A 26,140-nucleotide genomic window follows, 5' to 3' on the forward strand; every position below is an offset into this window, starting at 1 on the left:
TATGATAAAGGTCGAGGGGCTCACCAAATCTTTTGGCAGCCAGCCGGTCCTCCGCGGCCTGGAGCTGGAAGTGCGCGATGGGTCGATCACGATCATCATCGGTCGGAGCGGCGGCGGCAAATCGGTCTTCCTCAAGCACCTGCTCGGCCTCCTGCGCCCGGACGCCGGCCGCGTCCTGGTGGGCGGCGTCGACCTGACCGGCGTCTCCCGGCGCGAGGTCGACCGGGTCCGCGAGCGATACGGGGTCGTCTTCCAAGGAGGCGCGCTCTTCGACTCGCTGACGTGCGCGCAGAACGTCGCCTTCCCGCTGCGCGAGAAGACCCGCCTGGGCCACGCGGAGATCGCCAAGCGCGTGGAGGCGGCGTTGGCCCAGGTCGGGCTGGAGGGCGTCGGCCCCAAGTTCCCGGAGGAGATCTCGGGGGGCATGCGCAAGCGCGTGGCGATCGCGCGGGCGCTCATCACGGAGCCGGAGATCGTCTTCTTCGACGAGCCGACGACCGGGCTCGATCCCATCCTCGTGAACAGCATCCACGGGCTCATCCGGGATCTCCACCGGCGCTTCGGCTTCACCGCGGTGATGGTGAGCCACGAGATCCCGGAGATCTTCGGAATCGCCGATACAGTGGCGATGCTGCACGACGGCCGGATCGTCGAGGTCGGCCCGCCGGAGGCGATCCAGGGGTCGCGGAATCCCATCGTCCAGCAGTTCATCCGCGGCGAGCCCGACCAAGGCATGGCCTTCAAGGAGAGCGGCTGATGGAGCGGTCCAAGGTGAATATCGCGGTGGGGATCTTCGTCGTCCTGGGTATCTTGGCATTGGGGTACCTTTCCATTAAACTCGGCAGGGTCAGTTTGTTCGCGGGCGGCGGCTATCTGCTGACGGCCGAATTCCCCTCCGTGGGAGGCTTGCGACCCGGAGCGAGCGTCGAGATCGCCGGCGTCGAGGTCGGACGGGTCGAGTCCATCGGGTTGGCGGACTACCAGGCGCACGTCGTCCTCCGGCTCGATTCGGACGTGAAGCTACAGGAAGATGCGATTGCGTCGATCAAGACGAAGGGCCTGATCGGGGAGAAATTCATTCGCATCAGTCCCGGCGCCTCCGAGAAGCTCATCGCGCCGGGTGGCCGCATCCGCGAGATCGAGGCTCCCGTCGACCTCGAGGAGCTGATCTCCAAGTACGTGTTCGGAAAGGTGTAGTCGCAGGAACGGGAGGTCCGCCGATGACGTCGCTACAGTGTGGGTTCGCGCTCGTGGTCGCCCTCGCCCTGGCCGCGGTGGTCCGCCCGGCGCCCGCGGCCGCCGCCGGTCCGACCGAGCAGCTTCGCGCCCAGATCGACAAGGTCGTGAAGACGCTCGAGGACCCCGAGCTCAACAAGGAAGGCAAGAACACAGAGCGCCGGGTGGCGGTGCGCAAGATCGCGGAGGAGATCTTCGACTTCGGCGAGACCGCCAAGCGCTCGCTGGCGCGCCACTGGCTGGCGCGCACGCCGGCCGAGCGCGGTGAGTTCGTGGCGCTGTTCGCCGATCTCCTGGAGCGCTCGTACATCTCGAAGGTCGAGCTGTTCGACGGCGAGCGGATCACCTACATCGGAGAGACCATCGAGGGCGACCAGGCCGTCGTGAAGACCAAGATCATCACCAAGCAGGGGACCGAGATCCCCGTCGACTACCGCCTGCTGCGGAAGGGCGAGCGCTGGCTCGTCTACGACGTGATCATCGAGGGCGTGAGCCTGGTCGCCAACTACCGCACGCAGTTCAACAAGATCATCCAGACCTCGTCCTACCAGGAGCTGGTCAAGAAGATGAAGACCAAACAGGAAGAGTTCCTCGAGCAGGAGAAGAAGCGGACATGAGCAAGGCGCGCGCGCTCCGCGAGTTGCTGGCCCGTCCCGGCCTGGTCCCCGCGGTGGGGGCCCACGACGCGCTCAGCGCCAAGCTGATCGAGGCCGCGGGGTTTCCCGTGGTCTGGTCGTCCAGCTTCACCGTCTCCGCCGCCCAGCGCGCCATGCCCGACGTCAACCTCCTGACGATGACCGAGACGCTGGAGGCGGCGCGGCACATCGACAACGCCGTGAGCGTCCCCGTCATCGCGGACTGTGACAACGGCTACGGCAATGTCGTGAACGTCGTGCGGACGGTGGAGGAATACGAGCGGGCGGGCATCGCCGGCATCTGCATGGAGGACAACCTCTTTCCCAAGAAGTGCAGCCTCTACCCGGGGATGCGGCGCGAGCTGGCATCGATCGAGGAGCACGCCGGCAAGATCCGCGCGGCCAGGAAGGCCCAGCGGGATCCGGCGACGGTCATCATCGCCCGCTCCGAGGCGCTGATCGCCGGCTGGGGGATGAAGGAGGCGCTGCGGCGCGCCTACGCCTACGCCGAGGCCGGGGCCGACATGATCCTGATGCACTCCAAGGCGCCGACCGCGGCCGAGGTGCTCGAGTTCATGCGGCTCTGGGACCGGCCCACGCCCATCGTGGTGGTGCCCACCCTCTACCCGTCGGTGACCTTCGAGGAGCTGGAGGCGGCGGGCGTCAAGCTCGTCATCTGGGCGAACCAGGTGCTGCGGGGCGCCGTGAAGGGAGTGCAGGAGACGCTGGCGACGCTCCGGCGGGCCCGCTGCCTCGACGCCCTGGCCCCCCACATCGTCACGCTGGAGGAGATCTACCGCCACGTCGGGGTGGACGAGTTCAAGCAGATCGAGACGGAGTTCCTGCCGCGGGGCGCCTCCGACGTGCGGGCCGTCATCATCGCGGCGGGCTCGGGGAAGTCGCTCCTGCCGCTGACGGAAGACCGGCCCCAGTGCATGCTCGACATCAAGGGGCGGACGGTGCTGGAGCGGCAGCTCGAGACATTGCGCGCCTGCGGCGTCCAGGAGATCGCGGTGGTCCGCGGCTACCGCAAGGAGACCGTGACGGCCCCGGGGGTGCGCTTCTACGACAACGATGCCTTCGACGAGAGCGGCGAGCTCGCCTCGCTCTTCGCGGCCGAGCCCGAGCTGCACGGCCGCGTCCTCTTCCTCTACTCGGACATCCTGTTCGAGCGCGCGGTGCTGGAGAAGGTGCTCCGCGCCGAAGGGGACGTCGTCATCGCCGTGGACCGCGCCTGGGTGGACCAGCGGGACCGCCTGCTGCCGCTGGCCAAGCCCGTGGATCTGGTGGTCACGTCCGACCCGCCCCGGCCCGGCCGCCGCTCGCTCGGCGAGGACTGGCGTGACGAGCTGGTGCTGATCGGCCAGCGCATCGCCCCGGAGGCGGCCACCGGCGAGTTCATCGGGCTGGCGGCGTTTTCGCCGCGGGGCGTGGAGCTCGCGCGCGAGACCCACGCCCGCGCCGTGGCCGCGGGCGCCGCGCCCTTTCACGAGGCGGCCAGCATCCGGTACGCCGCCTTCACGGACCTGCTGCAGACGCTGGTGGCGACCGACCACCCCGTCACGTGCGTGAGCACGTGGAAGGGCTGGCTCGAGATCGACACGTTCGAAGACTACCAGCGCGCCTGGGCCGAGATCAGGTCGTAGTGACCGGACGCGAGTTCGCCGCCCTGCTGGAGCGCCGGGGATTCGATTTCTTCGCGGGCGTACCCTGCTCGCTGATCGAGGACCTGATCGCGGCGCTCGAGAGCCATCCGCGCCTCCCCTACATCGACGCCGTCCGCGAAGACGTGGCGGTGGGCCTGGCCGGGGGTGCCTGGCTCGCCGGTCGGCGCCCCGCGGTCCTCATGCAGAACTCGGGGCTCGGCACGAGCCTGAACGCGCTCGCCTCCTTCGCCTTGATGTACGGCCTGCCGGCCCTGCTCCTCGTCACCTGGCGCGGCTTCGGCGGCCAGGACGCGCCCGAACACATTCTCATGGGCGAGATCTCGCCGCGCCTGCTGGACCTGCTGGGCATTCCCTATCACGTGCTCGCCCGCGACTCGCTCGAGGCTGACGTCGCCTGGGCGCGGGAGCAGATGGACGCCCGCATGAGCCCGGTCGCGCTGCTCGTCCCGCCCGGCCTATTTCATTCGGAGGGGGCATCTTCCTCGGAGGGGGGCTTCGCCCCCTTGCGATCGTCGGAGGGGGCCTCGACGGCCCCCTCCGAGGCCTCCCCCAGGACGAGGATTGCGCCGGCGAAGCCGGCGCTCGAAGTGCGGTCGCTCCACCACGCCGAGGATAGGCCGTTGGTGGCGAGGATTTCGCGGATGCAGGCGATCGCGGCGGCGATCAAGCAGTTGGGCGACGAGCCGGCCATCCACGCCAACGGCTACCCGTCGCGCGAGTCCTGCGCGATCGCCGACCGCCCGCAGAATTTCTACATGATCGGCTCCATGGGCCTCGCTTCGGCCATCGGCCTGGGCGTGGCGCTCGGCCGCCCCCAACGGCGCACGATCGTCTTCGACGGCGACGGTAACCTCCTGATGAACCTCGGCATCATCGCCAACGCCACCGCGCTGGCTCCCCCCAACTTCATCCACTGCGTCTTGGACAACGAGGCGTACGGCTCGACCGGCAACCAGCGGTCGGCGTCGGCCCACGTCCGGCTCGATCGAGTGGCCCGGGCAGCCGGCTACCGGACGGTGGCGGCGGTGACGGAGGCCGACGAGGTCGCCGCGGCGCTCCGGACGATGCTTTCCTCGGACGGTCCCCACTTCCTCCTCGTGAAGGTGACACGGGAGCAGGCGAAGGTCCCGCGGATCCCCCACACCCCGCCGGCGATCCGCGACCGCTTTCGCGCCACCGTGCTGGGAACATGAAGGCCATCATCCTCGCCGCCGGCGTGGCCCGCCGGCTCGCGCCGCTCACCGACCGGACGCACAAGTGCCTGCTGCCCGTGGGCGACCGGCCCCTGCTCACTCGGATGCTGGCCACCCTGGAGGCCGTCGGCGTCGCCGAAGCGGTGCTCGTCGTCGGTCACTGCGCGGACCAGATCCGCGCGGTGGCGGGCGCGCGCTTCGGCCGGATGAGGGTTCGCTATATCGACAACCCCGAGTACACCAGGGGCTCGGTGCTGTCGCTCTACGCCGCGCGCGAGCACCTCGCCGAGCCCGCCCTGGTGATGGACGCCGACGTGCTCTTTCCCCGCGAGCTCCTGCGCCGCCTGCTGGCGGCGCCGGCTCCCAGCGCCTTCCTCCTCGATCACGGATTCCAAGACACGGGTGAGGAGGTGAAGTACTACACGCGGGGCGATCGGGTGATCGCGCTCGGCAAGAAGGTCGTGCCCGAGTCCTGGGAGCTCGTGGGCGAGGGCGTGGGCTTCTTCAAGTGCGGCGCCGAGGCCGGCCCCCAGCTGGTCCGCCTGCTCGAGCGCGTCATCGCCGAGGGCAACGGCCTCAACGAGTACGAAGACGCCCTGCACCTGCTGGTCGCGCGGCATCACGTGGGGTGGGTCGACATCACCGGCCTGCCCTGGACCGAGATCGACTTCGCCGAGGACCTGCGCCGGGCGCGGGACGAGGTGCTGCCGCACGTCGTCCGGCTCGACGGCGCGTGATCACCGAGGCCGCGCTCTATCTCGCGAGCCCCGCGGACGCGAGCACGGCGAGTTCCGCGGTGGCGGGACGGCCGGTCGCCTTCCGGATGCTGATGGCGGCGGTCCGCGCGGGGTGCCGCCGGGTGTACGTTCCGGACATCTTCCGCGCCAGCCACGTCGAGCGCGCCATCGCGGCCACCCCCTCCGCGCGCGCCGCCGCCGTCTGGCTCGCTCACGACGCGAAACCGCCGGGTGGGCCGCTCCTGCTCCTGCCCGCCGCCGCCGTCGTCCCGCCCTCCGCGCTGGCCCCGCTGCTGACCGCGCCTCCCCTCGCGCTTCTGACCGCCTCCCGCGGCGGCGACGCGCCCGTGGTCGCTGCCGGCGCGGCCCTGGCCGCGACGCTCTGGACGTCGATCGCGGCGGGTCGGCCGCTGGGAGACGCGCTCGGGCGCGCCCTCCAGAGCGCGGAGGTCGCGGCGATTCCGGGCCCCGGCTGGTACGTGCGAGCGGTGTCGCCCGCGGCCCGGAAGGAGGCGGAGGCGCATCTCTGCGCTGACCTGGCCAGTGCCATCGACACCTGGCTCGACACGGTCTTCCATCGGCGCCTGTCGCGTCCGCTGAGCCGGGCGGCGGTCGCAGCGGGCATGACGCCCAACCAGGTCACCCTGGCCAGCCTGCTGGTGGGCCTGGGGGCGGTCTGGTGCTTCTGGCAGGCGACGCCGGCGCGCGCGCTCGTCGGGCTGGTGTTCTACGCGGGCGCCGTCGTCCTCGACCACGCCGATGGCGAGGTCGCGCGGCTCACGCTCAGCGAGTCACCATTCGGCGCCTGGCTCGATGTGGCGGTGGACACCGCCATCCACGCGCTGCTGGTCGTGGCCATGGGCATGACGGCCCAGCAGGTCGGGGGCGACGGCGCCGCGCTGGCCGGGTTGTTGGCGGCGATCGGCGTCGTGGCCAGCGCGACGCTGACGCAGACCTCGCCGCCGGCCCGAGGCGGCCGGATCGGTGTGCTGCTCGACGCGCTGAGCAACCGAGACGGCTTCTACGCGATGCTCGTCATCTTCATCCTGGGGCTGGCGCTCCGGCCGGGCGCGCTCCCCGCGCTCATGATCTTCCTGGCGGTCGGCTGTCACGCTTTCTGGTTGAGCCGCCTCGTCTACCGGCTGACGCGGCTCAGCTGAGGCCGCCACGGCGGGCGCCGCCGAAGACCGAGCGGAAGCCGAAGTAGGCGATCGAGTCCTTCATGTTCGACACGAACCGCGCGAGCGGACTCATCGCCGGGTCGCTTACGTACTCGAGCGTGAGGCTCACGCGCTCCTCGCCCTCGCCCAGCGGCGTGATCGCGTGCCAGAGCTTGTCGCCGTTGAACAGGACGAGGGTGCCGGGCTCGGTCGCCAGCCGGAGCTCCAGGGGCTGGCGCCGCGGGTCCTTCCGGTACGGCTGGCAGAGCAGGCGGCTCGACGACCGCTCGACGAGGCCCACCAGCACCGTGTAGCGGGCGCCCCTGTAGTAGGACGTGTCGAAGTGGAAGCCGATATGATCGCCCGGCTCGGTGTAGTAGTAGAGCGCGCACGCGTGCGGATCGGTGGCGGGGCAGCACTGGAGCGCTTGTCCCGTCACTCGGCGCAGGAAGTCGATGAACGCGGGCGAGCGGTAGAGCGCCAGGATGGCCGGGGCTTCGGCCGCCAGCGTGAAGTAGCTGACGCTGCCGCCCTTCTTGTGCCGGGGAATGTAGTTGCGGTGAACGGCCGGCCGCACGCGCTCGAGCTCGGCGACGAACGGCTCGATGACGGACGGAGGCAGGCAGCGCTCCAGATAGACGAACTCGTTCTGCCGCCAGTACGCTGCGCGCACCGCTTCCATATCCAGCGCGCGGATCACGCGCGCGATCTCTTCCTGCACCGGGTCCATCACGGGATCGAGCACTGGGACCTCCCCGCGGTCGTGTCGGCTCGCCCGCAGGCAGCGAGCCCTCGCCGCCGACTATGTTACACTGCGCGTTGCGATCGTCTCCGCTCGTCGCGTCGGGACATCGTTCACATCGGCCAAGGAGGCATCCGTGGCGTCTGTACGCGTCGCCCTCATCGGCGTCGGCAACTGCGCGTCGGCCCTCGTCCAGGGCGTGCAATTCTACCGCACCACGGTCGAGGACGGGTTCGTGCCTGGCCTGATGCACCCGCGGCTGGGCGAATACCATATCGGCGATATCGAGTTCTCGGCGGCGTTCGACATCGACGAGCGGAAGGTCGGCCGCGACCTCTCCGAGGCCATCGGGGAGGCGCCGAACAATACGGTGCGCTTCGCCCAGGTCCCGCCGCTGGGGGTACCAGTGTACCGGGGCATGACCCATGACGGGCTGGGAACCTACCTCTCGCAGATGATCCGCAAGGCCCCCGGCTCGACCGCCGACATCGTCGGTATATTGAGAGAGACGGGGACGCACGTCGTCGTCAACTTCCTCCCGGTCGGCAGCGAGATGGCGACCAAGTGGTACGTCGAGCAGATCCTCGACGCCGGCTGCGCCTTCGTCAACTGCATCCCCGTCTTCATCGCGCGGGAGGCGTACTGGCGCCGGCGCTTCGAGGAGCGCGGGCTGCCGATCGTGGGCGACGACGTCAAGTCCCAGGTGGGCGCCACCATCGTCCACCGGGCGCTGGCGCGGCTGTTCATGGACCGCGGCGTGCGCCTGGAGCGCACGAGCCAGCTCAACGTCGGGGGCAACACCGACTTCTACAACATGCTCGAGCGCGAGCGGCTGGTGTCGAAGAAGATCTCGAAGACCGACGCGGTGCGTTCGCAGCTCAGCCACGACCTGCCCAGCGAGGCGATCCACATCGGGCCCAGCGACTACGTGCCCTGGCTGGAAGACCGCAAGTGGGCGTACATCCGCCTGGAGGGCCGCAGCTTCGGCAACCAGCCGGTCACGGTGGAGCTGAAGCTCGAGGTCTGGGACTCGCCCAACTCGGCCGGCGTGGTGATCGACGCCATCCGCTGCTGCAAGATCGCGCTCGACCGCGGCCTCAAGGGCGCGCTCCTGGCGCCCTCGGCGTACCTCATGAAATCACCGCCGGAGCAGTGGGCCGACGACGCGGCCCGCCAGCGTCTGGAGCGGTTCATCAGCGGCGAAGAGTAGCTTGGCGCTCGTCACCACGACGGGCGGCGTCCTGCGCCGGCTGGTGCGGGCCGCCTGCGCGTTCCCGGCTCTCACGGTGGTCGGCGCGCTGGCGCTGTCGGCGGCCTCCATCTGGTACGCCCTCACCACGCTCACCTTCGCGACCTCCACGCGCGCGCTCCTGCCCCAGGGGCAACCCTACATCGAGCGCTACGTCGAGTACGACCGCGAGTTCGACGAGCTCGAAGACCTGGTGATCGTGGTCGAAGCGCGGTCGCTTCCGGAAGCGAAGGTCTACGCCAGCCGCCTGGTCCGCGAGCTGCGCGGGCGGCACGCCCCCCTCCGCCGCATCGCCTACCGTATCGATCCCAAGCAGTTCGAGGGCCGCGCGCTCCTGTACCTGTCGAAGGAGAAGCTGGGCGAGATCCGGGACAAGGTTTTCGACTATCAGGAATTCATGGAGACCTTCGCCGCCCGCCCCACGCTCGACCAGGTGGTGGCGGGTCTGGCCACGCAGATCGCCAACGCCTTCGTCACCGGGTTCTTCGACCTGGGGCTCGACGACTCCAAGGGCAGCAGCGACCTGCGCTTCATCGAGGACCTGGTGGTCCAGGTCTCAGCGCGCCTCGAGCGCCCGGCCCCGTATCGATCGCCGTGGGGCGCGCTCTTCTCGGCGGATGTCGACGAGTCGGGCGCCGGCTATTTCCTGTCCGACGACCAGCGCCTGCTCTTCATCCTGGCCGAGCCGGAGAGCGAGACCGGCAGCTTCAGCCGCGACCGCCACGCGGTCGAGGCGATCCGCACCGTCGTCGCCTCGCTCCGGCGCGATTTTCCCCAGGTCAACGTGGGCGTCACCGGCAAGCCGGCCCTGGCCACCGACGAGATGACGGCGGCGTTCCAGGACAGCGAGAAGGCCACCCTGCTGGCCTTCGCGCTGACGCTGGTCCTCCTGATCGTCGCCTTCCTGCGCGTGGGCAAGCCGCTGCTCATGCTGTTCGTGCTGGCCATGAGCCTCTGCTGGTCGATCGGGGTCGCCACCCTGGCCGTCGGCCACCTGTCGCTCTTCTCGGTGATGTTCATCTCGATCGTCATCGGCATCGGCATCGACTACGGCATCTACTTCTTGTTCCGCTACGAGGAGGAGCTGTTTCTGGGCCGGAGCCTGCGGGAGGCGATCGAGGTGACGGCGGCCCGCAGCGGTCCCGGCATGCTGGTGGGCGCGGCCACGGCCGCGGCCACTTTCTACGTGCTCATGCTGACGGACTTCCGGGGGCTCCAGGAGCTGGGGCTCATCGCGGGAAGCGCGATTTTAGTGTCCTGGCTGGCGATGATGACGGTCTTCCCCGCCGCCCTCATGCTAGTCGACCGGCGGCACGCCGAGCGGCCCCAGCGGTCGATCCCGCGGGCGATGGAGCTGGAGCGGATCCGCGTGCCGTTGCTCGATCTCATCGCCGCCCACCCCAAGACGGTCCTGGCCTTGGCGGTCCTGGTCACCGCCGTCTCCGCCTGGGGACTCGGCTGGGTCCAGTTCGATTACAACCTGCTCAACCTCCAGGCGAAAGGCACCGAATCCGTCGTCTGGGAGAAGAAGGTGCTGGCAACGGCGGGGCGCTCGGGGTTCGCCGCGCTGGCGAGCGCCGACTCGTTCGAAGAGCTGCGGCGCAAGCACGCGGCCTTCAGCCGGCTGCCCAGCGTGTCGGAGGTGGATTCGGCGCTGCTCCTGATCCCTGAGGACCAGGACGAGAAGCGGAAGATCATCAGTGACTTCGCCCCCCTGGCGGCGCCCGTGCGGGTGAACCGACCGCTGCCGGTGGACCTCGAGCGCCTGATCAGCGCCTTCGAGACCCTGAAACGACGCCTGGACATCGCGGCGAACGAGGCGCCGCCCGGTGACGCCAAGCGCCGCCTCGGGCGGCTGGCCGAGCGGCTCAGCGAGCTGCTGACGAAGCTCCGGCAGAGCGACCGCGACGCCACCGAGGCCGCGCTGGCCCATCTCCAGCAACAGCTCTACCGGGACTTCCTGCGGAGCTTCCAGAGGCTGCAGGCGAACCTGACGCCGCCGCGGATCGGCCTGACTGACCTGGCTCCCGAGATCCGGCGCAAGTTCGTCAGCGACCGCGGCCAGTTTCTGATGCAGATCCATCCCGCCGTCGACATCTGGGGCCGCGAGGGCGCGCGGCGTTTCGTCACCGAGCTGCGATCGGTCGACCCGGAGGTCACGGGGACGCCGGTCATCACCTTTGAGGCGATCCGGCTGATGGAGCGCGCCTATCAGCAGGGTACGGTCTACGCGATCCTGGTGGTGGCCGCCCTCACCGCGCTCACGATCCGGCGCTGGCGCGAGGCCCTCCTGGCGCTGCTGCCACTGGGGCTGGGTCTCCTGTGGACGTTCGGTCTCATGTACTTCTTCGACCTGAAGCTCACCCTGGGCAACGTCTTCGGGATCCCCCTGATACTCGGCGCGGCCGCGGAGTTCGGCTCGAACATCGTGCTGCGCTTCATGGAGGATCAAGACTACGAGGGGCCGCTCATCGCGCGCAGCACGGTCATGGCCGTGCTGGTCAACGGCCTGACCACGATCGTCGGCTTCGGCAGCCTGATGCTCGCCAGCCACCGGGGGATCTTCGGGCTGGGGCTCCTGCTCACGCTCGGGATAGTCACGAGCCTGATCGCGGCGCTGGTCGTGCTTCCCGTGCTGCTGCGGATGGTCCGGCAGATGCGCACCGCCCGCCGGGCGCCGCCCGCCCCGCGCTCGGTCGAGCCCGTCGGAACGGGTTAGGCAGGTCGGAGGGGGCGGACGTTACGGCCCCCTCCGAGATTCCTAGTCAGAGGGGGCCGCGCGCGGCCCCCTCTGAACCTCCCCACAGGTTGCGCGGACGAAACCCGCGCTCGAGCGGTGCTTAATCCGACGCGCGGCTAGGCGGCGGCGCCGACGAAGGCCTCGAGCATCCCGTCGGCGCAGATGCGCCGCACGGTGATGGCGCGCCGCATCGCCAGCCGGCCCCAGGTCTGCTGTTCATCGGTGACGGCCAGCCGCTCGAGCAGCCGCACGGCGCGCGCGGCGTGATCGCCCTCCACCTCCATGTGGACGAGGTAGAAGTCGAGCGCGTCCCGGGCCACTCCGTAGTGCTTCTCCATCGCCTCGGCCATCCGCTGCATGTGGAGGGGATTGATCGACTCGGTGGCGATGTTGCCGCCGCACAGCGCCTCCAGCGTGGAGGAGCGCTGCAGGAGGAACAGCTCGTTCTTCTCGATGATCGTGGTCGGCAGATACTCCGTCGCGAACACCTCGGCCCGCGAGATTCCCAGCGCCTCGGCCAGACGGAGAAAGAGGTAAGCGTGGGCGGTGGCCTTGCCGCCGATCGTATCCTCGCCGCCCTCCTCGACGACCAGCGGGATCAAGGCGCGCTGGCGCTCGAGGTCCTCGAACGTGGGCGTGTAGCCGCCGACGGAGACGATCTTCCACGCCGCGTGGCGGAGCGTGTCGAGGAAGAAGCAGCCCTGCTGCCGGATCACCCGCTGGACCTGGCGCCGGTCGAGCCGGCCCTCGTAGATCAGGTGAAAGAGCCGGTGGTGGAGCCAGGGGTGCGTCTCCCGGGCTTCCTCGAGTAGATTCGCCGCGAACTCCGCCGGTGACAGCGCCATGGGATCCTCCTCCAGTTCGAGCGCCGGCTCCGCCGGCGCAACCCCCTTCTTTGGGGGAGGCCTCGGAGGGGGCCGTAACGTCCGCCCTCCGATGAGTACCCGCCGGCCGGGCGTTACACCGGCGGCTATCCGCGACGATGGCCCAGGGGCCTCTGCATAGGCTCGCCTCGGGCGCAGGGGCCCCAGCCCCTGGCCGCCCTGCGGCGCGCACGACCATCCCTGGCTTGCTGCGCTGGCCGCACCGGCGCGGCTTCACCCGTCCCCGGAGGACGCGGCGGGCATGACCGGATCATACGCCGGCCGCGGGAGCGAGCGCGACCTCGACGAGGTTCGAGTGGAAGGCGTGGCCGCCGCCCAGGTCCGTTACCCGGTCGCTGGTCAGCACGTTGACGGCGCGGTCGCCCGAGTGAACGCGGTGCCACCAGATGCCTTCGATCACGACCACGCCCGGTCGCGTGGCATCGCTGACGCGAGCCGTGAAGCGCGACGATCCTCGATCGTTGAAGACACGCACCGGGTCCCCATCCCCGATCCCGCGCCGGGCCGCGTCGGCGGCGGCGTCAACACCGTGGGCGTCTTCTGCCGGCTGCGCAGCAGCGGATAAAGTATCATGGCGCCCGGGATGCTCGACCGCCTCCGAAGGCTGCACCCCTTCCAGACTCCCGACGCTCAACGCCTCGCCCTTCTCTTCGCCATCGTCTACTTCGCCCAGGGCATGTGGTACCTGCCCAACCAGACGATCACCATCGTTCTCAAGGAACGCGGGCTGTCGGCCGGCCAGGTAGCGACGTTCTTCTCGATCACCACGATCCCGTGGCTGATCAAGCCCGTCTACGGGCTCGTCTCGGACTTCGTCCCGCTCTTCGGGCGGCGGCGGAAGAGCTACCTGCTGCTCACCTCCGCGCTAGCGACGAGCGCCGGCGCCACCATGGCGCTCGTCGCGGACCATTCCTACTGGCGGCTGGCGATCTTCTTCACGATCATGGGGCTGGGCCTGGCCTTCACGGACGTGCTGGTGGACGCGCTCATGGTGGAGAACGGCCGGCCGCGCGGCCTCACCGGCGCCTTCCAGTCGGTCCAGTGGGCCGCGATCTACGCCGCGACGGTGCTGGTCGGGGTTCTCGGAGGCCATCTGGCCGAGAAGCGCGACCTCCACGCCGCCTTCGCCATCGCCGCCTGCTTCCCGCTGATCTCGTTCCTCATGGCGGTCCTGTTCGTCACCGAGGCCCCGGCGCCCGCCGACCGCGAGGCCTTCCGTGAGACCTTGGCGGCGATACGGGGGGCCCTGGGGGAGCGGGACGTGTGGGTGGTAGCCGGCTTCATCTTCTTCTGGACGTTCAGCCCCTCGTTCGGGCCCGCCCTCATCTACTACCAGACGGACGTCCTGAAGTTCAGCCAGCGGTTCATCGGCATCCTCGGCTCGCTGGGGGCCATCGCCGCCGTGGTGGGGGCGTTCGTCTATGCGCCGCTCTCGCGGTGGGTGCCGCTCAAGAGGCTGATCAACCTGGCGATCGGCATCGGCATCGGGGGCACGCTGGCCTACCTCGGCTACCGCGGCCCGCTCTCCGCCGTGGTCATCGACACGGTCTTCGGCTGCATCGGCATGATCACGCAGCTCGCCTTCCTGGACCTGGCGGCCAAGAGCTGCCCCCGCCGGGTGGAGGCGACGTTCTTCGCCCTGCTGATGTCGGTGTTCAACGGCGGCGTGCAGGGCTCGCAGATCGTGGGCGGTTACCTGTACGACTGGCTGGGCTACACGCCGCTCATCTTCATCTCGACCGGGATGACGGCCTTGGCGTGGTTCCTCGTCCCCCTGGTGAAGATCCACCGGATCGACGCCAAGGCCCGCGCCGAGGCCGCCACGTCGGGCTAGGGCCCGGCCGCGATCAGTCGGCCGCCTCGGGGCTGCGCGTGACGGCGGACCAGGCGCGCCGGAGCCAGCGCAGCGCCAGCTCCATCTGCGCGGGGTCGTCGATGATCAGTTCCACCCAGCCGCGGCGGGCGAAACGGCGGTGCGGGCGCACGCGCGGATCACGGAGCGCGCGCGTCTGGTCCTCGACGGTCAGGCGGATCCACAGGTCCCGGTCCTTCTCCCGCACGGGAAAGCAGGCGAAAAGCCGCGGGCCCACGAAGTAGCCCCAGCGCCCGAACATGGGCGTGATCTTCACGCCCGTCCACCGCGCCAGGGCCTCGTTCAGGCGGTAGGCGGGCCCGGCCCCGCCCCGCGTGAGCGTACGCCGCGTCCGGCGCCCACGGCCGAGACCGCGGAACCGCCGGACTATGGCCAGACCTGCGTGTACGCGAAGCGCGCCCGCTCGCTCGCCACGCCGAACGCGGCGTCGTACTCGGCCTTGAGCTGCTTGAAGTGCGGCGATCCCATGAGCCGGCGGAAGGTCGCTTCGTCCTGCAGCTCGTAGACGGCCATGTACTGGTAGCGGTCCTCCCCCATGATGGCCTTGTACCGGCGGGCGCTGACCGCGCCCTTGAACTGGAGAAACTGCGGAATATGCTCCTCGTTGTACCAGCGGTTGAAGGCTTCCTCCCGATCCTTGGTGATGGTGGCCTTCACCACGAACAGCACGGTGGCCATGGCGAACCTCCTGGGGACATTTCATCGCCGCGCGGCCCGCGGCGCCCGCATTCTGCCATTGACAGCACTCGGTCGCCATGCGAAAAAGGTTTGTTTTTACGCTGAAGTCGAGCCTTTATCCCGGATCAAGGAGCGATTCATGGCCGGTTCGGCAACCACCCGTGCGGGTTGGCCGCGGGTCGAAGGGGCGGCGGAACTGTTCACGCCGGCCTTCCTCGACTACCTGGTCAGCCTCCACGATCAGTTCGCGCCGCGCATCCGCGAGCTCCTGGCCCGGCGGGCGGAAGCGCTCGACCGGGCCCTCCGGCAGGGTCGCCTGCCCGCCCATCCGCCGGCCAGCGCCGCCACCACGGGGTCCTGGAAAGTTCCGCCCGTGCCGGACGATCTCCGCAAGCCCGGCATCGAGATCTCGGGGCCCTGCTCGATCACGCCCATGTTCATCAATGCGCTCAACCCCGGGCCGGAAGGCGAGCGCGCCGAGGGCGACCTGGACGACGACGAGGATTCGGGCGGCCATCGCCTCGGCGACACCGTCCGGGCGGCCCACAATCGGATCGCGGCCATTCAGCGCGAGCTGAACTACTTCGACCGGGAAAGGAACAAAGAGTACAAGATCGTCGAGGGCGAGCTGCCCTTCTTCATGCACCGCGAGCGCGGCATCCACCTGGAGGAGCACGAGATGGCCATCGACGGCGCGCCCGTGAACGCCGCCATCCTCGGCACCGCGCTGACGCTCTTCCATGCGGGCCGCGCCCAGGCCGAGCGCGGTCAGGGCATCTACTTCTACCTGCCCAAGCTCGAGTTCGCGCCCGAGGCCCGCCTCTATCGGGATCTCTTCGACGCCAGCCGCCCGCGGCTGCCCTGGCTCAAGAGCGCGACCATCCGGGCGGTCGTCCTGGTGGAGGCGCTGCCCTGCGTGTACGAGATGGAGGAGATGCTGTACGAGCTGGGGCCTTACGCGGCGGGTCTCAACGCCGCGCGCTGGGACCTCAAGGCCAGCATCTTCGAGTACGTCATGAGCGATCCCCAGTCGGTGTGGCCCGATCGCTTCGGCGTGGACATCAAGACCACGCCGTTCCTCGCCGACATCTTCCGACGCCTGGTCGCCATCTGCCTCAAGCGGGCCGCCGTGCCCATCGGGGGCATGGCCACCGCCCTGCCCAGCTCCGATCCGGAAGTCAACCGCGTCGCCGCCGAGGCGATCCGAAGCGACAAGGAGTGGGAGGCCCGGCAGGGCTTCATCCGCGGCTGGGTGGCGCACATCTTCCACATGAAGACCGCCGCCGACCCCTTCAAGAAGCTCATCGCGTCGGGCTGGAAGCCGACGCCCGAGATGGCGAATCCCGAAAACTACCCTGTGCGGATCGAGGTCCCCCGGGGACCGATCACGGTCGAGGGGACGCGCCGCAACTGCCGGATGATCACCGAGTACGTGGAGGGCTGGCTCAACGGCCGCGGCGCCAAGGGCATCGACAGCCTCGCCGGCAGGCCCGGCGTCCACCCCGCACTGATGGAAGATCTGGCCACCGGCCGCATGTCCGTGGCCCAGATCGCCCAGCGTATTCGTCACCGGGTGCGCCCGACCGAGGGACCGGCCGACGTCCACGATGTCGCCCTGGTGAAGCGGCTGCTCCAGCAGGAGGTCGAGGACATCCTGGCGCGCTCGAAGCCCGACGCGCCGGGTCAGGCGCGCTACCGCAAGGCGGTGAAGATCGCCATGAGGTGGATCAAGAACTACACCGAGCTGGACTTCCGTAGCCTCGGCTCCTACCCGCGCGCCGATCTGGAGAGGATCGCCGCCGGGCCTGACGCGCTATAGCCTCGGAGGGGGGCTTCGCCCCCCTTCCGAAATTCCTGGTCAGAGGGGGCCTCGCGGCCCCCTCCGAACCTCCCCAATGGATGTTGCGCCGGTGAAGCCGGCGCTCGAAGGCCGCGAGATCTTCCCGGTCCGCTACGGGCGCGTCGGAGTAAGCACTGTTCGAGCGCGGGCTTCGCCCGCGCAATCCTTGCTGGGGGGGAGGCCTCGGAGGGGGCCGTCGAGGCCCCCTCCGATGACCTAGTGCCGTTCCAACTTGTTGATACTAAATCTGTCCACGAACGACGTACACGGTGCCTTCCTAGGCGCGAATAGTTGGAACGGCACTAGGGGAAGCGGTAGCGGCTGATGTGCAGATGCACGCCGTGACTGGACACCGGCTCGATAGTCACCTCGCCCGTCCCCCGGAGGAACTTCACGCGGGCCCGGTCGCAGGCCTCGGTCAGCGCGGCGAACTCCTCGGCGACGAACGACAGCGCCACCAACCCCTCCGTCCCGCCCACCTCGTCGGCCGGCACGACCAGCAGCGCCCCCTGGCCCACGCCCAGCATGGTGCGGAGCCCGCCGTTCATCGCCACCTCCGGCAGCGCGAAGAGCGACCGGAAGACGTCGGCGGTGCGCTTCGGCTCGCTGGCTCCGATCACCAGGCGCTTGAGCTGCAACGGTGAGGGGCGAGCGTCCCTCCCGTCCTCGACCGGCGTGGCCAGCTCCACCAGCACCCCGGCGCACGCCCGCGGGTGCAGGAAGGCGATACGGCCGGCCAGGCCCGGGCGCGGCGCCGTGTCGATCAGCTCGATGCCGCGGTGCTTGAGCCCGTCGAGCGCGGCCTCGACGTCGGGGGTGTCGAAGCAGAGGTGGTGGAGGCCCTCGCCGTGGCGCGCGAGATAGCGCCCCACGCCGCTCGCGTCATCGAGCGGCTCCAGCAGCTCGATCTCGCACTCGCCGGCGCCCAGCAACGCCGCGCGCACGCCCTGATCCGGGAGGTCCGCCTTCCTGAGCAGCGGCAGCCCCAGCGTGTCGCGATAGAACCTATAGGACTCCGTGAGACGCTTCACCACGATACCCACGTGATGAATCCGTCGCACCACGTTCGGTCCCTCCTTTAGCGGATGAATGCCGCGACCCGGGGCGCGCGGCCGTCACGGACGCGGATGCGGTGGTTGGACAGCGGCGGGGCCGGCCGCGCCGCAGGGGAAGTCGCGAAGCGCGAGGGTCTCGACGCACGCCGCCAGCTGGCCGACGACGTCGGGGTCGATCGTGATCACCCGCACACCCTACCCGAGGGCCGGCGGCTCTGCAAGGTGCCGGGGCCGCGCCTCGAATCAAGCCGGGGTGAACAGGCGCCTGAATTTCTCCCAGGGCATCGGTGACGTCGCAGCCACGACCGCGTTCTCCTCCACGTGGGGCGCCGACTTCATTCCAATGAGCGCGGTGCCGATCCCGGGCGTGGACCGTACGAACTGGAGCGCGCGCTGCGCGTCCGTCGTGAAGCCCGGCAGGTACTCGGCGACGACCGGGGGCAGGTTCCGCGCAAGCTGGCCCTGGTACACCGACGCCGAGGCCATCACGTAGATGCCGAGGCGGCGCGCCGCCTCCAGGGCCGTCACCGTCTGGTCCCCTACGCGCTGGTTGGCGCGGGTGAACGCCTCGGGCATGGCGAGGTTGTAGGGCAGCTGAATCACCTTGAAGTGGTGATCGGGGCCGCCGACGTCGCGCGCGGCGGTGACCATCTCCTCGAGCGACAGATAGTCGGGCGCAGTGGGCAGCTGGCGGTAGCCGTTCCACGTCGCCGTGCCGTAGCAGCCGATCTTCCCCTCCCGGACGGCCTGCTCGAGGGCCTGGAAGGCGGCGCGCGTCCGGGTCAGGAACTTCTCGTGCTCGACCTCCTGGAGCTGGGTCTCCGGGTTGTGCAGGTAATAGATGTCGACGGTCTCCAGGCCGAGGTTCGCGCGGCTGCGATCGAGCTGCTCCTGAAGGTACCGCGGCGTCATGCAGTGGGCGCCGGCCACCACATCGTCGGGCCGGACGATCCCCGGGCGGAGATAGGTCTCGGTGAAGTACGTGCGCGGGTCGAGCGTGGACTCGGCGTCGAGCGGGATGTAGCCGCCCTTGGTGGCCACGACCACCTCGCCACGCTGGAAGGGGCCGCGGCCGACGAGGTCGCCGAGGGCGGCGCCGACGGCGCGCTCGCTCCGCTGGTGGCGGTAGTTCACCGCGGTGTCGATCACGTTGAAGCCGCGCTCCACCGCCCGTACGATCGCGCGCCGGTAGAGGGCGTCGGTCGCGGCGTCGTCGGCTCCGAGATAGGTGCCGAGGCCGAGGCTCGCGAGCAGTCCCAGGGGCCTCCAGCGCCGAAAATGCTCGGTGGGGACGCTCGGTGCACAGCGGGCGGCGTATCGCTCGGTGCCGGCGTCCGTCGCGCGACCGGTCAGCATGGCGCCATTATGCCCTTCAGCTCTCGCGATAGAACAGCAGGAGCAGCCCGACACCGACGAGGCAGGCGCGCCAGATCCAGCCCGGCGTCTCGCCGGCCTCGGGCAGTCGGACCTCCAGCCAGCGCCCCCAGCCGGCGAAGCTCCCGAGGATCCCCAGCGGCGCGTGCGTCACCTCGGTCAGGAATTCGTCCTTCAGGCTGAACATCGCGTGGGAGTGCGTGAGGAGGAGCCCGCCACCGACGGCGCACAGGAGTGGAAAGACGTAGCTCCAGGGCCGGGGACGCAAGCGCCCGGTGCGCACCATCCACTCGAAGACGCCGAAGGCGACGATCAGCAGCACGAAGGCGCGGTGCTGCAGGACGTCCGGCAGCGTCATGCTCTCCCAGAAGCCCGCGGGGCCGAGCGGCCAGGCGCGGGGGTCGTTGCGAATGAAGAGGAAGATCGCCAGCCCCAGCAGCGCGAGCGGCCAGTGGCGCCCCCCGCGGAGGCCGAGACGCTCGAGCACCGCGAGCAGCCCCATGGCCAGCACGAACAGTCCCGCCCAGTGGTGGTTGTACTCCGACCACGCGCGCTCGACGGGCTTGCGCTCCCCCGGCGGCGCCATGAGCGGATCGGCGGTGCGCAGCAGCTCGTCGATCGGAGGACTGGCCAGGCGCGGCGGCGCGGGCACGAACCGCGACGCGACCTCGGCGACGGTCGCACGGTCGGCCCCCACGTCCACCGCCGGCGGCAGCGAGGTGAGGGACGCCGCCACGAAGAGAACGGTGACGCCGAGCCCGAGCTCCACCTCCACCAGGCGCGCCAGGCGCGCGGTCGACGCGGCGGCGGCCCGGCGCACCAGGCGGAAGTTGGCGTAAGCGAGCACCAGGACGGCGCCGAGCAGCGTCACCTTGCTGAGGATCATCACCCCGTACGCGGTGCCTACCAGGGCCGCCAGGTCGCCGACGTAGATCACCGTCAGCGTGACCCCCGTCGCGGTCAGCGCGGTGACGGCGCCGAGCGCCACCGACGAGAAGCGGCGCGCCACCACGCGGTCGCGAGGGTCCGCCTCGCCCCGGCCCCGCACCGCGTGGAGCGTCAGGTGGGCGAGACCGCCCACCCAGACCGCGACGGCGAGCTGGTGGGCGGCGTCGACTGCAAAGAGCAGCGCGCGATCGCTCACGCGGGCGACGGCGTGGCTCAGCGCGGCGGACGAGACGACGAGGGACAGGCCCAGCGTCGCCAGCGCCGCCCAGGCGCGCCGCCCCGCCGCCCGGCGCGCCAGTCTCGCCGCCACGACGCCCAGCATCACGCCGAGGACGACGCGCCCCAGCGCGATGCGCGCGAAGGTCGTTTCTAGATAAGGCCCCAGCGGCAGTCCGCCGGTCTGGGCGGTGAGATCCGCGAGGAGCAGCAGCAGGATCACGCCCTGCACGGCCGCCGCGAGCCACGCCGCCGTCGAGACCGCGCGGAGCGAGGCGGCGGCGGCGACGTCGGGCTTCGCGTAGGGCTCCGCCCGGAGGACCAGGCGGAGCCAGGCGATGCCGCCGACGGCGACGCTGACGAACGTCAGCAGCAACCCGCGCAGGAGCACGTCCAGGAAGCCTGCCATCGTGACGCGCTACGGCCTGATCCGGAAGGGGAAGGCGCCGCTCACCAGGTGGCCGTCGGTGGAGAGCACGGACCACTCCAGGCGGTACGCTCCCGGCCCGAGGGCCGGCGCCACCGCCTCGAGCCGCTCGGGGGGCCCGCCGGGCAGCGTCGCTAGCACGCGCGCCTCACCGCGCGGGTCGACCAGACGGATGCGCGAGAGCCGCTTCTCGATCCGGTTGTTGAACCTGAGGCTGACGCGGCCCGGCCGAGCGACCACGGCGCCGGCAGCGGGTGACGAGTCGAGCAGGAGCGAGTGGGCGGAGGCGGCCGGCCCCCGGCTCAGGAGCAGGGCGCCGACGATGAGGGCAAGCCAGAGGGACGTCAACGCCAGTCGTCGAGCACCAGGTGGGTGGGGTCCTCGTACCCCTCCTGCTTGCCGCGCTGCATGCGGACCATCGTGAAGTCGACCTGATACCCCCCCCGGAGCAAGGTGCTGTAGGCCGTCCAGTAGGTCGTGTAGACAGGCAGGATGACCCGCTGGATGCCCAGCTCGTGGCCCAGATCCTCGAGGGCCGCGATGAACTGCTCGAGGTACTCCACCCGCTTCTGCTGGGGATCGAGAGCGAGGTACTTGACGTAGAGGGCGCCCGCGGGCGCCTCGCTCACGCCAGGCGTGTGATAGATCGCAAAGCCCACCAGATCGCGTCCCCGCTCCAGCAGCAGGGTATCCCCCAGCGCGAGGCCATCGACGATCTCGACTTCTTTGGCCAGGTCCAGGCCCCGGCAAACGGCGTTGGTGATCCGGTGGAATCGCGCGAGCGCCGCCTTCTTTTTCGTCTCCTCCAGCGTGGAGAAGCGGCGCGCGGCCAGCGGCGCCTTCGGCGGGCGGGGCGCCGAACCCCGGCTGTCGCGCCGCTCGAGCACGCGGCTCATCACCACCATCAGACCCTTCGGCCGGTAGCCGAACTTGTGATAGACGGCGAGGTGCTTGGGGCTCGTCGGATAGGTGACGCAGCCGTGCAAGGCGACCTTGTTCTCCTCGAAGAAGTCCTCGACCGCCTGGATGAGCTGCTGGCCGATCTTCTGGTTCTGGTAGTTCGTGAGCACCGCGATGGGCCCGAGCACGCCGACGGCGCCCCACGTCACGCCCAGCCCGGCGCCGACGATCTTGGACTGATCCTCCTCGGCGACGAAGCAGCCCCAGGGCTCCATGAGCCAGCGGTGGTGGACGTACTGGGCGCCACCGAACGGTTGCCGCGGGCGCGTTCCCAGCTGGCGCTCGAGGAAATCGCTGAAGGTCTGCTCGATGACGTCGCGGACCTTGGAGAGATCGCCCTTGCGGACGCGCCGGATCTGGACCTTGGTCGAACGCCCGTGGGAATCGACCCCGACGCGATCGACCGTCGCCCTCACGCGGAAGCGCCCGCGAGGTCTTCCAGCAAGGTGATCACGGCGGAGTGGTCGAGGCCGCCACGTCCCTTGACGCGCAGCGCGTTGAACAGCTCCTGCACGACGGCCGTCGCCGGAAGGGGCACGCCGAGCGCGCGCGCGGCCTCCATGATGAGGCCGAGATCCTTGTAGTGCAGGTCGATCTTGAAGCCCGGCTTGTAGCTGCCGGCGATGTAGTTGGGCGCCTTCTGGTCGAGGCACTTCGAGCCGGCCAGTCCGCCCGCGAGCGCCTTGAGCGTCAGCTCACGGTCGAGGCCGGCCTTCTTGGCGAGCGTCAGCGCCTCCCCGAGCGCGGTCAGGTTGATGGCGACGATGATCTGGTTGGCCAGTTTGGTGAAGCCGCCGAACCCGAGCGGCCCCAGGTGCGTGATCGTCTTGCCCATTGCCTGGAAGATCGGAAGCACCGCCTCGAAGACGGCCTTGTCGCCGCCCACCATGATGGAGAGCGCTCCCTCGATCGCGCCCTTCTCGCCCCCGGAGACGGGGGCATCCAGCATCCTGACGCCCTTGGCCTCGAGCGCCTTGCCGACCTTCTGCGACACGATAGGCGAGATCGTGGACATGTCCACGAAGACCAGCCCCGAGCGCGCGCCCTCGATGATCCCGTCCTTGCCGAGCGCGACCAGCTCGACGTCCGGGGAGTTGGGAAGCATGGTGACGAGGACGTCACACCGGCCCGCCACATCCCTGGGTGCCGTAGCGGCCTTGGCCCCGGCCGCAACCAGCTCGTCGACCGGTCCACGGCTCCGGTTGTGGACAACCAGTGGGTAACCCGCCTTGAGTAGGTTCTTGGCCATGGGGCGGCCCATGATTCCAAGGCCAATGAATCCAATTACTTGCGCCATGAAACCCCCGGAGGAGGCTGGGTGTGCTCAGTTTTGGATCGTGAGCCCGCCGACACATAACATACGGTTGCGCAGTGGGTCAAGGCGAATTCGGCCTATTGACACGCATGCACGACCATAGCAGTATTCTTGATAATCCCGGTCGAAAATAGGATTTTGCGTGATCGGAATACTCGACGAGCACCCAGAGTGGTCGAACCGGCTCCTGGCCGAGCTCGCCCAGCGTCGCTTGGCCTTCGAGAAGATCGACCTCTCGACCCACGCCCACGACCCGCGCCAGCGGGAGCGCCGCTACTCCGTGATCGTCAACCGCACGAGCCCGTCGTCGCACCGGCGGGGGCACGGCAACGTCCTCTTCTACGCCGAAGCGCTCCTCAACCATTACCAGGGGCTCGGCATTCCCGTGATCAATTCCCTCGCGGCGTGGCGCTTCGAGAAGTCCAAGGCCCTGCAGATCGACCTCTTCGAGCGCCTCGGCGTCCGCTACCCCCGGACGATCGTGGTCAACCACCGCGACCAGATCCTGAAATCCGTCGACCGCCTGCGGTTCCCGCTCCTGCTCAAGCCCAACATCGGTGGTTCGGGCGCGGGCATCGTGCGCTTCGACGCGCTCGCGGAGCTCGAGGCGGCGATCGAGCGGCTCGATTTCGGCCCCGACGGCACCGCCCTCCTCCAGGAGTTCATCGACTCCGCGGACGGCGCGATCGTGCGCGTCGAGATGCTGGACGGTGAATACCTTTACGCCATCCGCGTCGTGCGGCAGGTCCAGAGCGACTTCAATCTGTGCCCCGCCGACCTGTGCCGGGTGCCCGAAGGCGGCGGCCGGCCACCGGACGAGCTGTCGGCCTGCCCGGCCGATGCGAAGCCCGGGCTCAGCGTCACGCGGTTCGACGCGCCCGCGGAGGTGATCGAGGCGGTCCGCCGGCTCACCCGCGCCGCCTCCATCGACGTCGGCGGGATCGAGTATCTGGTGAGCCAGGCCAATGGGCAGGTGTACTTCTACGACATCAACGCCACGTCGAACTTCGTGGCGAACGCGCCGGCGGTGCTCGGCTTCGACCCCTTCCCCCGCTTCGCCGACTATATCGTCCGCGTGGCGACGCGCGGCCGGCGCGGCTGAAGCCGGCGCGCGCCGACCGGCCACCGCGGCGGCGCTACCTCTTCGGCCCCCAGAGGTCTCGCGCGAGCCAGTCGAGCCCCAGCTCCTTGAGCGTCTGGGGGAGCGGCTTGCCGGTCTTGCGGTCGTAGCCCACCTGCGTGTACCAGGTGTCGACCATCTTCTCCCATTGCTCGCTGACGGCCTGCCCCTTGGCGGGGCCGTCGTGCGGCGTGGAGCCGTAGCGGGCCGACGGCCGCTCGAGCTTCGGGCCGATGCCACAGCGGAGCCGCACCGATCGGAGGATCGCGGCGGTGCGCCGCCCGAACCTCATCGCCTCGTCCAGGGTGTAGTACCAGCCCGTGGCCGCCGAAAGCGCCCGACAGAGGTTCTCCATGCGCGTGCGCGCGGTGAAGATGCAGATGCCCAGCGAGTCCTCGAAGTGGCGACGCCCGAGGATACCGGCGACCTGCCGGGCCACCGCCTCGCCGTCGAAGGGGGTGATGCGCGTGGGCAGCCCCAGCTCGGCCACGTGGACGGGGACGCCGCTTTCCAGGGTCCCGGTGCCGGCCATGCAGGTGTCGAGCATCTCGTCCCAGCGCCCGCGGTGATCGTGGCCCCGCGGTGAAGCGCCCAGCAGCGTGTAGATCGCGCACTCCTTGGCCCGGCCGCCCAGGCGCTCGGCGGCAATCTTCACGCCCTCGGCCAGCAGGTCGCCGAACCCCTCGCGGTGCGAGATCATCCCCAGCAGCCGGCGGGCGCCCTTGATGTCGCCCCAGCCGAGCTCGAAGCCGAGCTGCTCCTTGGTGAGGTAGCCCTTCTCCTGGCACTCCATCACCCAGCCGCAGACCCAGCCGAACTCGTTGACGTCCACGCAGGCACGATCGCACTCGGTGTTGAGCCAGGAGATCCCTTCCTTGTCGCGCGCGCCGATCTGCCAGCCGCAGCCCGACCACCCCTCGTACTCCGGCTCGTCGACGACCTTCCCCTTGTGCTCGCCGCCGCGGATCACCTGCATGTGGCAGTGGTGCATGCCACAGGCGTTGCACTGGTGGCCGCGGTGGTCGAAGCCCTCCCGCAGCTTGGGGGCCTCCCAGCTCGACGTGTCGTCGTAGGGCACGTTGGTCGTGTAGTTCTTGATGGGCAGCACGCCGAGCTTGGAGAGGTTGACGACGCCCGGCAGGGTGCCGTACTCGTACAGCGACTTCGCCGAGGGATCGGTGCGGAGGTCGTGGGCGATGTCGTCGGCGGCCTGGATCACGCCGCGGTAGTCGGCGGCCGTGAGGGCCCGCGTCCCCTTCACGATGGCCACCGCCTTGAGCTTCTTCTTACCCATGACCGCGCCGCACCCGTTCTTCGAGGCGACGTGGCCATAGTCGCCGTGGATGGCCGCGAAGCGCACCAGGTTCTCGCCGGCCGGGCCGATGGCATAGACGGAGAGCTGATGGCCGGAGAGCCCGTGGGCGGCGCCGAGCGCCTCCTGCGTCTCCCAGGTGTCCTTGCCCAGCAGGAACGTCGCCTCGCGCAGCTCGACGACGTCGTCGTCGATGTAGAGGTAGACCCAGTCCTTCGACTGCCCCTGCACGATGATCGCGTCGTACCCGGAGTACTTGAGATTGGTCCCAAAGAACCCGTTGGCCTGGGTGGACGTGGGGCCGTTGGTCTGGGCGCCGATGGTGACGACCGTGAGCGCGCCCGTCCCCCACACCGGCAGGCCCGCCAGCGGACCGGTCGCGAGCACGAGCCGGTTGTCGGGATGGTCCCAGGCGACGTTGCCCTTGCCGCCGCGCGTGGCGGTCTCGCGGTACAGGATCAGCGCTCCGAGCCCGACGCCGCCCAGCAGCTCACGCATCTCGTCCGGGCTCCAGGGCTCGGCCCAGCACGTCTTGCGGGTGAGATCGACGCGGAGGAGGCGGCCGGCGTAGGCGCCGGGGCGCGCGGGGGCCCGCTTCGTCTTCGTCGCGGGCGTGGCGAGGGTGGTAGGGCTCATACGTGCTCGGAGGGGGGCTCTGCCCCCCTTCCGAATCCATAGCTGGAGGAGGCCGCACGGCCCCCTCCAAGCCACCCCAATGGTTGCGCCGGCAAAGCCGGCGCTCGAAGGAGCACGCTGGGGACGCGATACCACTTCGAGAT

General features: G+C 69.7%; 25 protein-coding genes. 13 read left to right on the forward strand and 12 right to left on the reverse strand.

All coding sequences use genetic code 11. From position 1 onward, the window contains the following. Window position 1: 1 nt before the first annotated feature. Genes VGV13_16470 through VGV13_16500 form a run of 7 tightly spaced genes read left to right on the forward strand, consistent with a single transcriptional unit; the run spans window position 2 to window position 6,628 of the window. Entirely contained in the window at window positions 2–757 is a 756-nt protein-coding gene (locus tag VGV13_16470) for an ABC transporter ATP-binding protein (GenBank protein ID HEV8642685.1), read from the forward strand. Continuing rightward, a complete protein-coding gene (mlaD, locus tag VGV13_16475) occupies window positions 757–1,197 on the forward strand; it encodes an outer membrane lipid asymmetry maintenance protein MlaD (GenBank protein ID HEV8642686.1) in 441 nt (146 codons plus the stop codon). The genes VGV13_16470 and mlaD overlap by 1 nt, the downstream gene beginning before the upstream one ends. Window positions 1,198–1,220: 23 nt before the next feature. Beyond that, window positions 1,221–1,853 (forward strand): ABC transporter substrate-binding protein, encoded by a 633-nt coding sequence (locus tag VGV13_16480; protein ID HEV8642687.1) that lies wholly within the window; start codon window positions 1,221–1,223, stop codon window positions 1,851–1,853. Beyond that, window positions 1,850–3,517 carry an isocitrate lyase/phosphoenolpyruvate mutase family protein gene (locus tag VGV13_16485; protein ID HEV8642688.1) on the forward strand — a complete coding sequence of 556 codons (1,668 nt, stop codon included), beginning with the start codon at window positions 1,850–1,852 and terminating at the stop codon, window positions 3,515–3,517. The genes VGV13_16480 and VGV13_16485 overlap by 4 nt, the downstream gene beginning before the upstream one ends. Next, window positions 3,517–4,731 carry a thiamine pyrophosphate-dependent enzyme gene (locus VGV13_16490; protein ID HEV8642689.1) on the forward strand — a complete coding sequence of 405 codons (1,215 nt, stop codon included), beginning with the start codon at window positions 3,517–3,519 and terminating at the stop codon, window positions 4,729–4,731. The genes VGV13_16485 and VGV13_16490 overlap by 1 nt, the downstream gene beginning before the upstream one ends. Next, a complete protein-coding gene (locus VGV13_16495; GenBank protein HEV8642690.1) occupies window positions 4,728–5,468 on the forward strand; it encodes a phosphocholine cytidylyltransferase family protein in 741 nt (246 codons plus the stop codon). Before VGV13_16490 ends, VGV13_16495 begins: the two co-directional genes overlap by 4 nt. Continuing rightward, window positions 5,465–6,628, forward strand: coding sequence for a CDP-alcohol phosphatidyltransferase family protein (locus VGV13_16500; GenBank protein ID HEV8642691.1), 1,164 nt, complete (start codon window positions 5,465–5,467; stop codon window positions 6,626–6,628). Before VGV13_16495 ends, VGV13_16500 begins: the two co-directional genes overlap by 4 nt. Here the strand turns inward: VGV13_16500 and VGV13_16505 are convergent. Beyond that, window positions 6,621–7,373, reverse strand: a complete 753-nt coding sequence (locus tag VGV13_16505; GenBank protein ID HEV8642692.1) for a 2OG-Fe(II) oxygenase — start codon at window positions 7,371–7,373, stop codon at window positions 6,621–6,623. The two genes, VGV13_16500 and VGV13_16505, sit on opposite strands and share 8 nt — an antisense overlap. 133 nt (window positions 7,374–7,506) lie before the next feature. Here VGV13_16505 and VGV13_16510 point away from each other — a divergent pair, with 133 nt between their 5' ends. Both VGV13_16510 and VGV13_16515 read left to right on the forward strand, forming a co-directional pair. After that, a complete protein-coding gene (locus VGV13_16510; protein HEV8642693.1) occupies window positions 7,507–8,580 on the forward strand; it encodes an inositol-3-phosphate synthase in 1,074 nt (357 codons plus the stop codon). A 1-nt stretch (window position 8,581) separates the two neighbouring features. Further along, window positions 8,582–11,338 (forward strand): MMPL family transporter, encoded by a 2,757-nt coding sequence (locus tag VGV13_16515; GenBank protein HEV8642694.1) that lies wholly within the window; start codon window positions 8,582–8,584, stop codon window positions 11,336–11,338. Between the two features lie 137 nt (window positions 11,339–11,475). Here VGV13_16515 and VGV13_16520 read toward each other — a convergent pair whose 3' ends face one another. Beyond that, on the reverse strand, window positions 11,476–12,204 hold the full coding sequence (locus tag VGV13_16520) for an iron-containing redox enzyme family protein (GenBank protein HEV8642695.1): 729 nt from the start codon (window positions 12,202–12,204) through the stop codon (window positions 11,476–11,478). Between the two features lie 280 nt (window positions 12,205–12,484). Between VGV13_16520 and VGV13_16525 the strand changes: the two genes are divergently transcribed. Then, window positions 12,485–12,808, forward strand: a complete 324-nt coding sequence (locus VGV13_16525) for a hypothetical protein (GenBank protein HEV8642696.1) — start codon at window positions 12,485–12,487, stop codon at window positions 12,806–12,808. A gap of 6 nt (window positions 12,809–12,814) precedes the next feature. Next, window positions 12,815–14,077: an MFS transporter gene (locus tag VGV13_16530; protein ID HEV8642697.1), complete on the forward strand. Its 1,263-nt coding sequence runs from the start codon at window positions 12,815–12,817 to the stop codon at window positions 14,075–14,077. Between the two features lie 13 nt (window positions 14,078–14,090). Here the strand turns inward: VGV13_16530 and VGV13_16535 are convergent, their stop codons facing one another. Both VGV13_16535 and VGV13_16540 read right to left on the reverse strand, forming a co-directional pair. After that, the gene (locus VGV13_16535) at window positions 14,091–14,579 is read right to left on the reverse strand and encodes a luciferase family protein (GenBank protein ID HEV8642698.1); all 489 of its coding nucleotides are present in this window, start codon (window positions 14,577–14,579) and stop codon (window positions 14,091–14,093) included. Beyond that, complete coding sequence (locus VGV13_16540) at window positions 14,483–14,794, reverse strand: DUF4286 family protein (GenBank protein HEV8642699.1); 312 nt, start codon at window positions 14,792–14,794, stop codon at window positions 14,483–14,485. The genes VGV13_16535 and VGV13_16540 overlap by 97 nt, the downstream gene beginning before the upstream one ends. A 139-nt stretch (window positions 14,795–14,933) precedes the next feature. Between VGV13_16540 and VGV13_16545 the strand changes: the two genes are divergently transcribed. Further along, a complete protein-coding gene (locus tag VGV13_16545) occupies window positions 14,934–16,613 on the forward strand; it encodes a hypothetical protein (GenBank protein ID HEV8642700.1) in 1,680 nt (559 codons plus the stop codon). Between the two features lie 323 nt (window positions 16,614–16,936). Here the strand turns inward: VGV13_16545 and mce are convergent, their stop codons facing one another. The 7 genes from mce to VGV13_16580 are packed head-to-tail and all read right to left on the reverse strand — an operon-like array spanning window position 16,937 to window position 22,911. Then, window positions 16,937–17,698, reverse strand: a complete 762-nt coding sequence (gene mce, locus VGV13_16550) for a methylmalonyl-CoA epimerase (GenBank protein ID HEV8642701.1) — start codon at window positions 17,696–17,698, stop codon at window positions 16,937–16,939. Window positions 17,699–17,749: 51 nt separating this feature from the next. Then, a complete protein-coding gene (locus tag VGV13_16555) occupies window positions 17,750–17,875 on the reverse strand; it encodes a hypothetical protein (protein HEV8642702.1) in 126 nt (41 codons plus the stop codon). 57 nt (window positions 17,876–17,932) lie between these two features. Beyond that, a complete protein-coding gene (locus tag VGV13_16560) occupies window positions 17,933–19,045 on the reverse strand; it encodes an aldo/keto reductase (GenBank protein ID HEV8642703.1) in 1,113 nt (370 codons plus the stop codon). Window positions 19,046–19,061: 16 nt separating this feature from the next. Then, on the reverse strand, window positions 19,062–20,636 hold the full coding sequence (locus VGV13_16565; protein ID HEV8642704.1) for a CopD family protein: 1,575 nt from the start codon (window positions 20,634–20,636) through the stop codon (window positions 19,062–19,064). A 9-nt stretch (window positions 20,637–20,645) separates the two neighbouring features. Further along, complete coding sequence (locus VGV13_16570) at window positions 20,646–21,002, reverse strand: copper resistance CopC family protein (protein ID HEV8642705.1); 357 nt, start codon at window positions 21,000–21,002, stop codon at window positions 20,646–20,648. Then, window positions 20,999–22,030, reverse strand: a complete 1,032-nt coding sequence (locus tag VGV13_16575; GenBank protein HEV8642706.1) for a GNAT family N-acetyltransferase — start codon at window positions 22,028–22,030, stop codon at window positions 20,999–21,001. Before VGV13_16575 ends, VGV13_16570 begins: the two co-directional genes overlap by 4 nt. Beyond that, window positions 22,027–22,911, reverse strand: coding sequence for a 2-hydroxy-3-oxopropionate reductase (locus VGV13_16580; protein HEV8642707.1), 885 nt, complete (start codon window positions 22,909–22,911; stop codon window positions 22,027–22,029). Before VGV13_16580 ends, VGV13_16575 begins: the two co-directional genes overlap by 4 nt. Window positions 22,912–23,071: 160 nt before the next feature. Here VGV13_16580 and VGV13_16585 point away from each other — a divergent pair, with 160 nt between their 5' ends. Beyond that, window positions 23,072–24,031 (forward strand): hypothetical protein, encoded by a 960-nt coding sequence (locus VGV13_16585; GenBank protein HEV8642708.1) that lies wholly within the window; start codon window positions 23,072–23,074, stop codon window positions 24,029–24,031. A 34-nt stretch (window positions 24,032–24,065) separates the two neighbouring features. Here VGV13_16585 and VGV13_16590 read toward each other — a convergent pair whose 3' ends face one another. Then, window positions 24,066–25,997 carry an aldehyde ferredoxin oxidoreductase C-terminal domain-containing protein gene (locus VGV13_16590; GenBank protein ID HEV8642709.1) on the reverse strand — a complete coding sequence of 644 codons (1,932 nt, stop codon included), beginning with the start codon at window positions 25,995–25,997 and terminating at the stop codon, window positions 24,066–24,068. Window positions 25,998–26,140: the final 143 nt, after the last annotated feature.

Source organism: Candidatus Methylomirabilota bacterium, assembly GCA_036001065.1.
Classification (GTDB): Bacteria; Methylomirabilota; Methylomirabilia; order Rokubacteriales; family CSP1-6; genus MNEF01.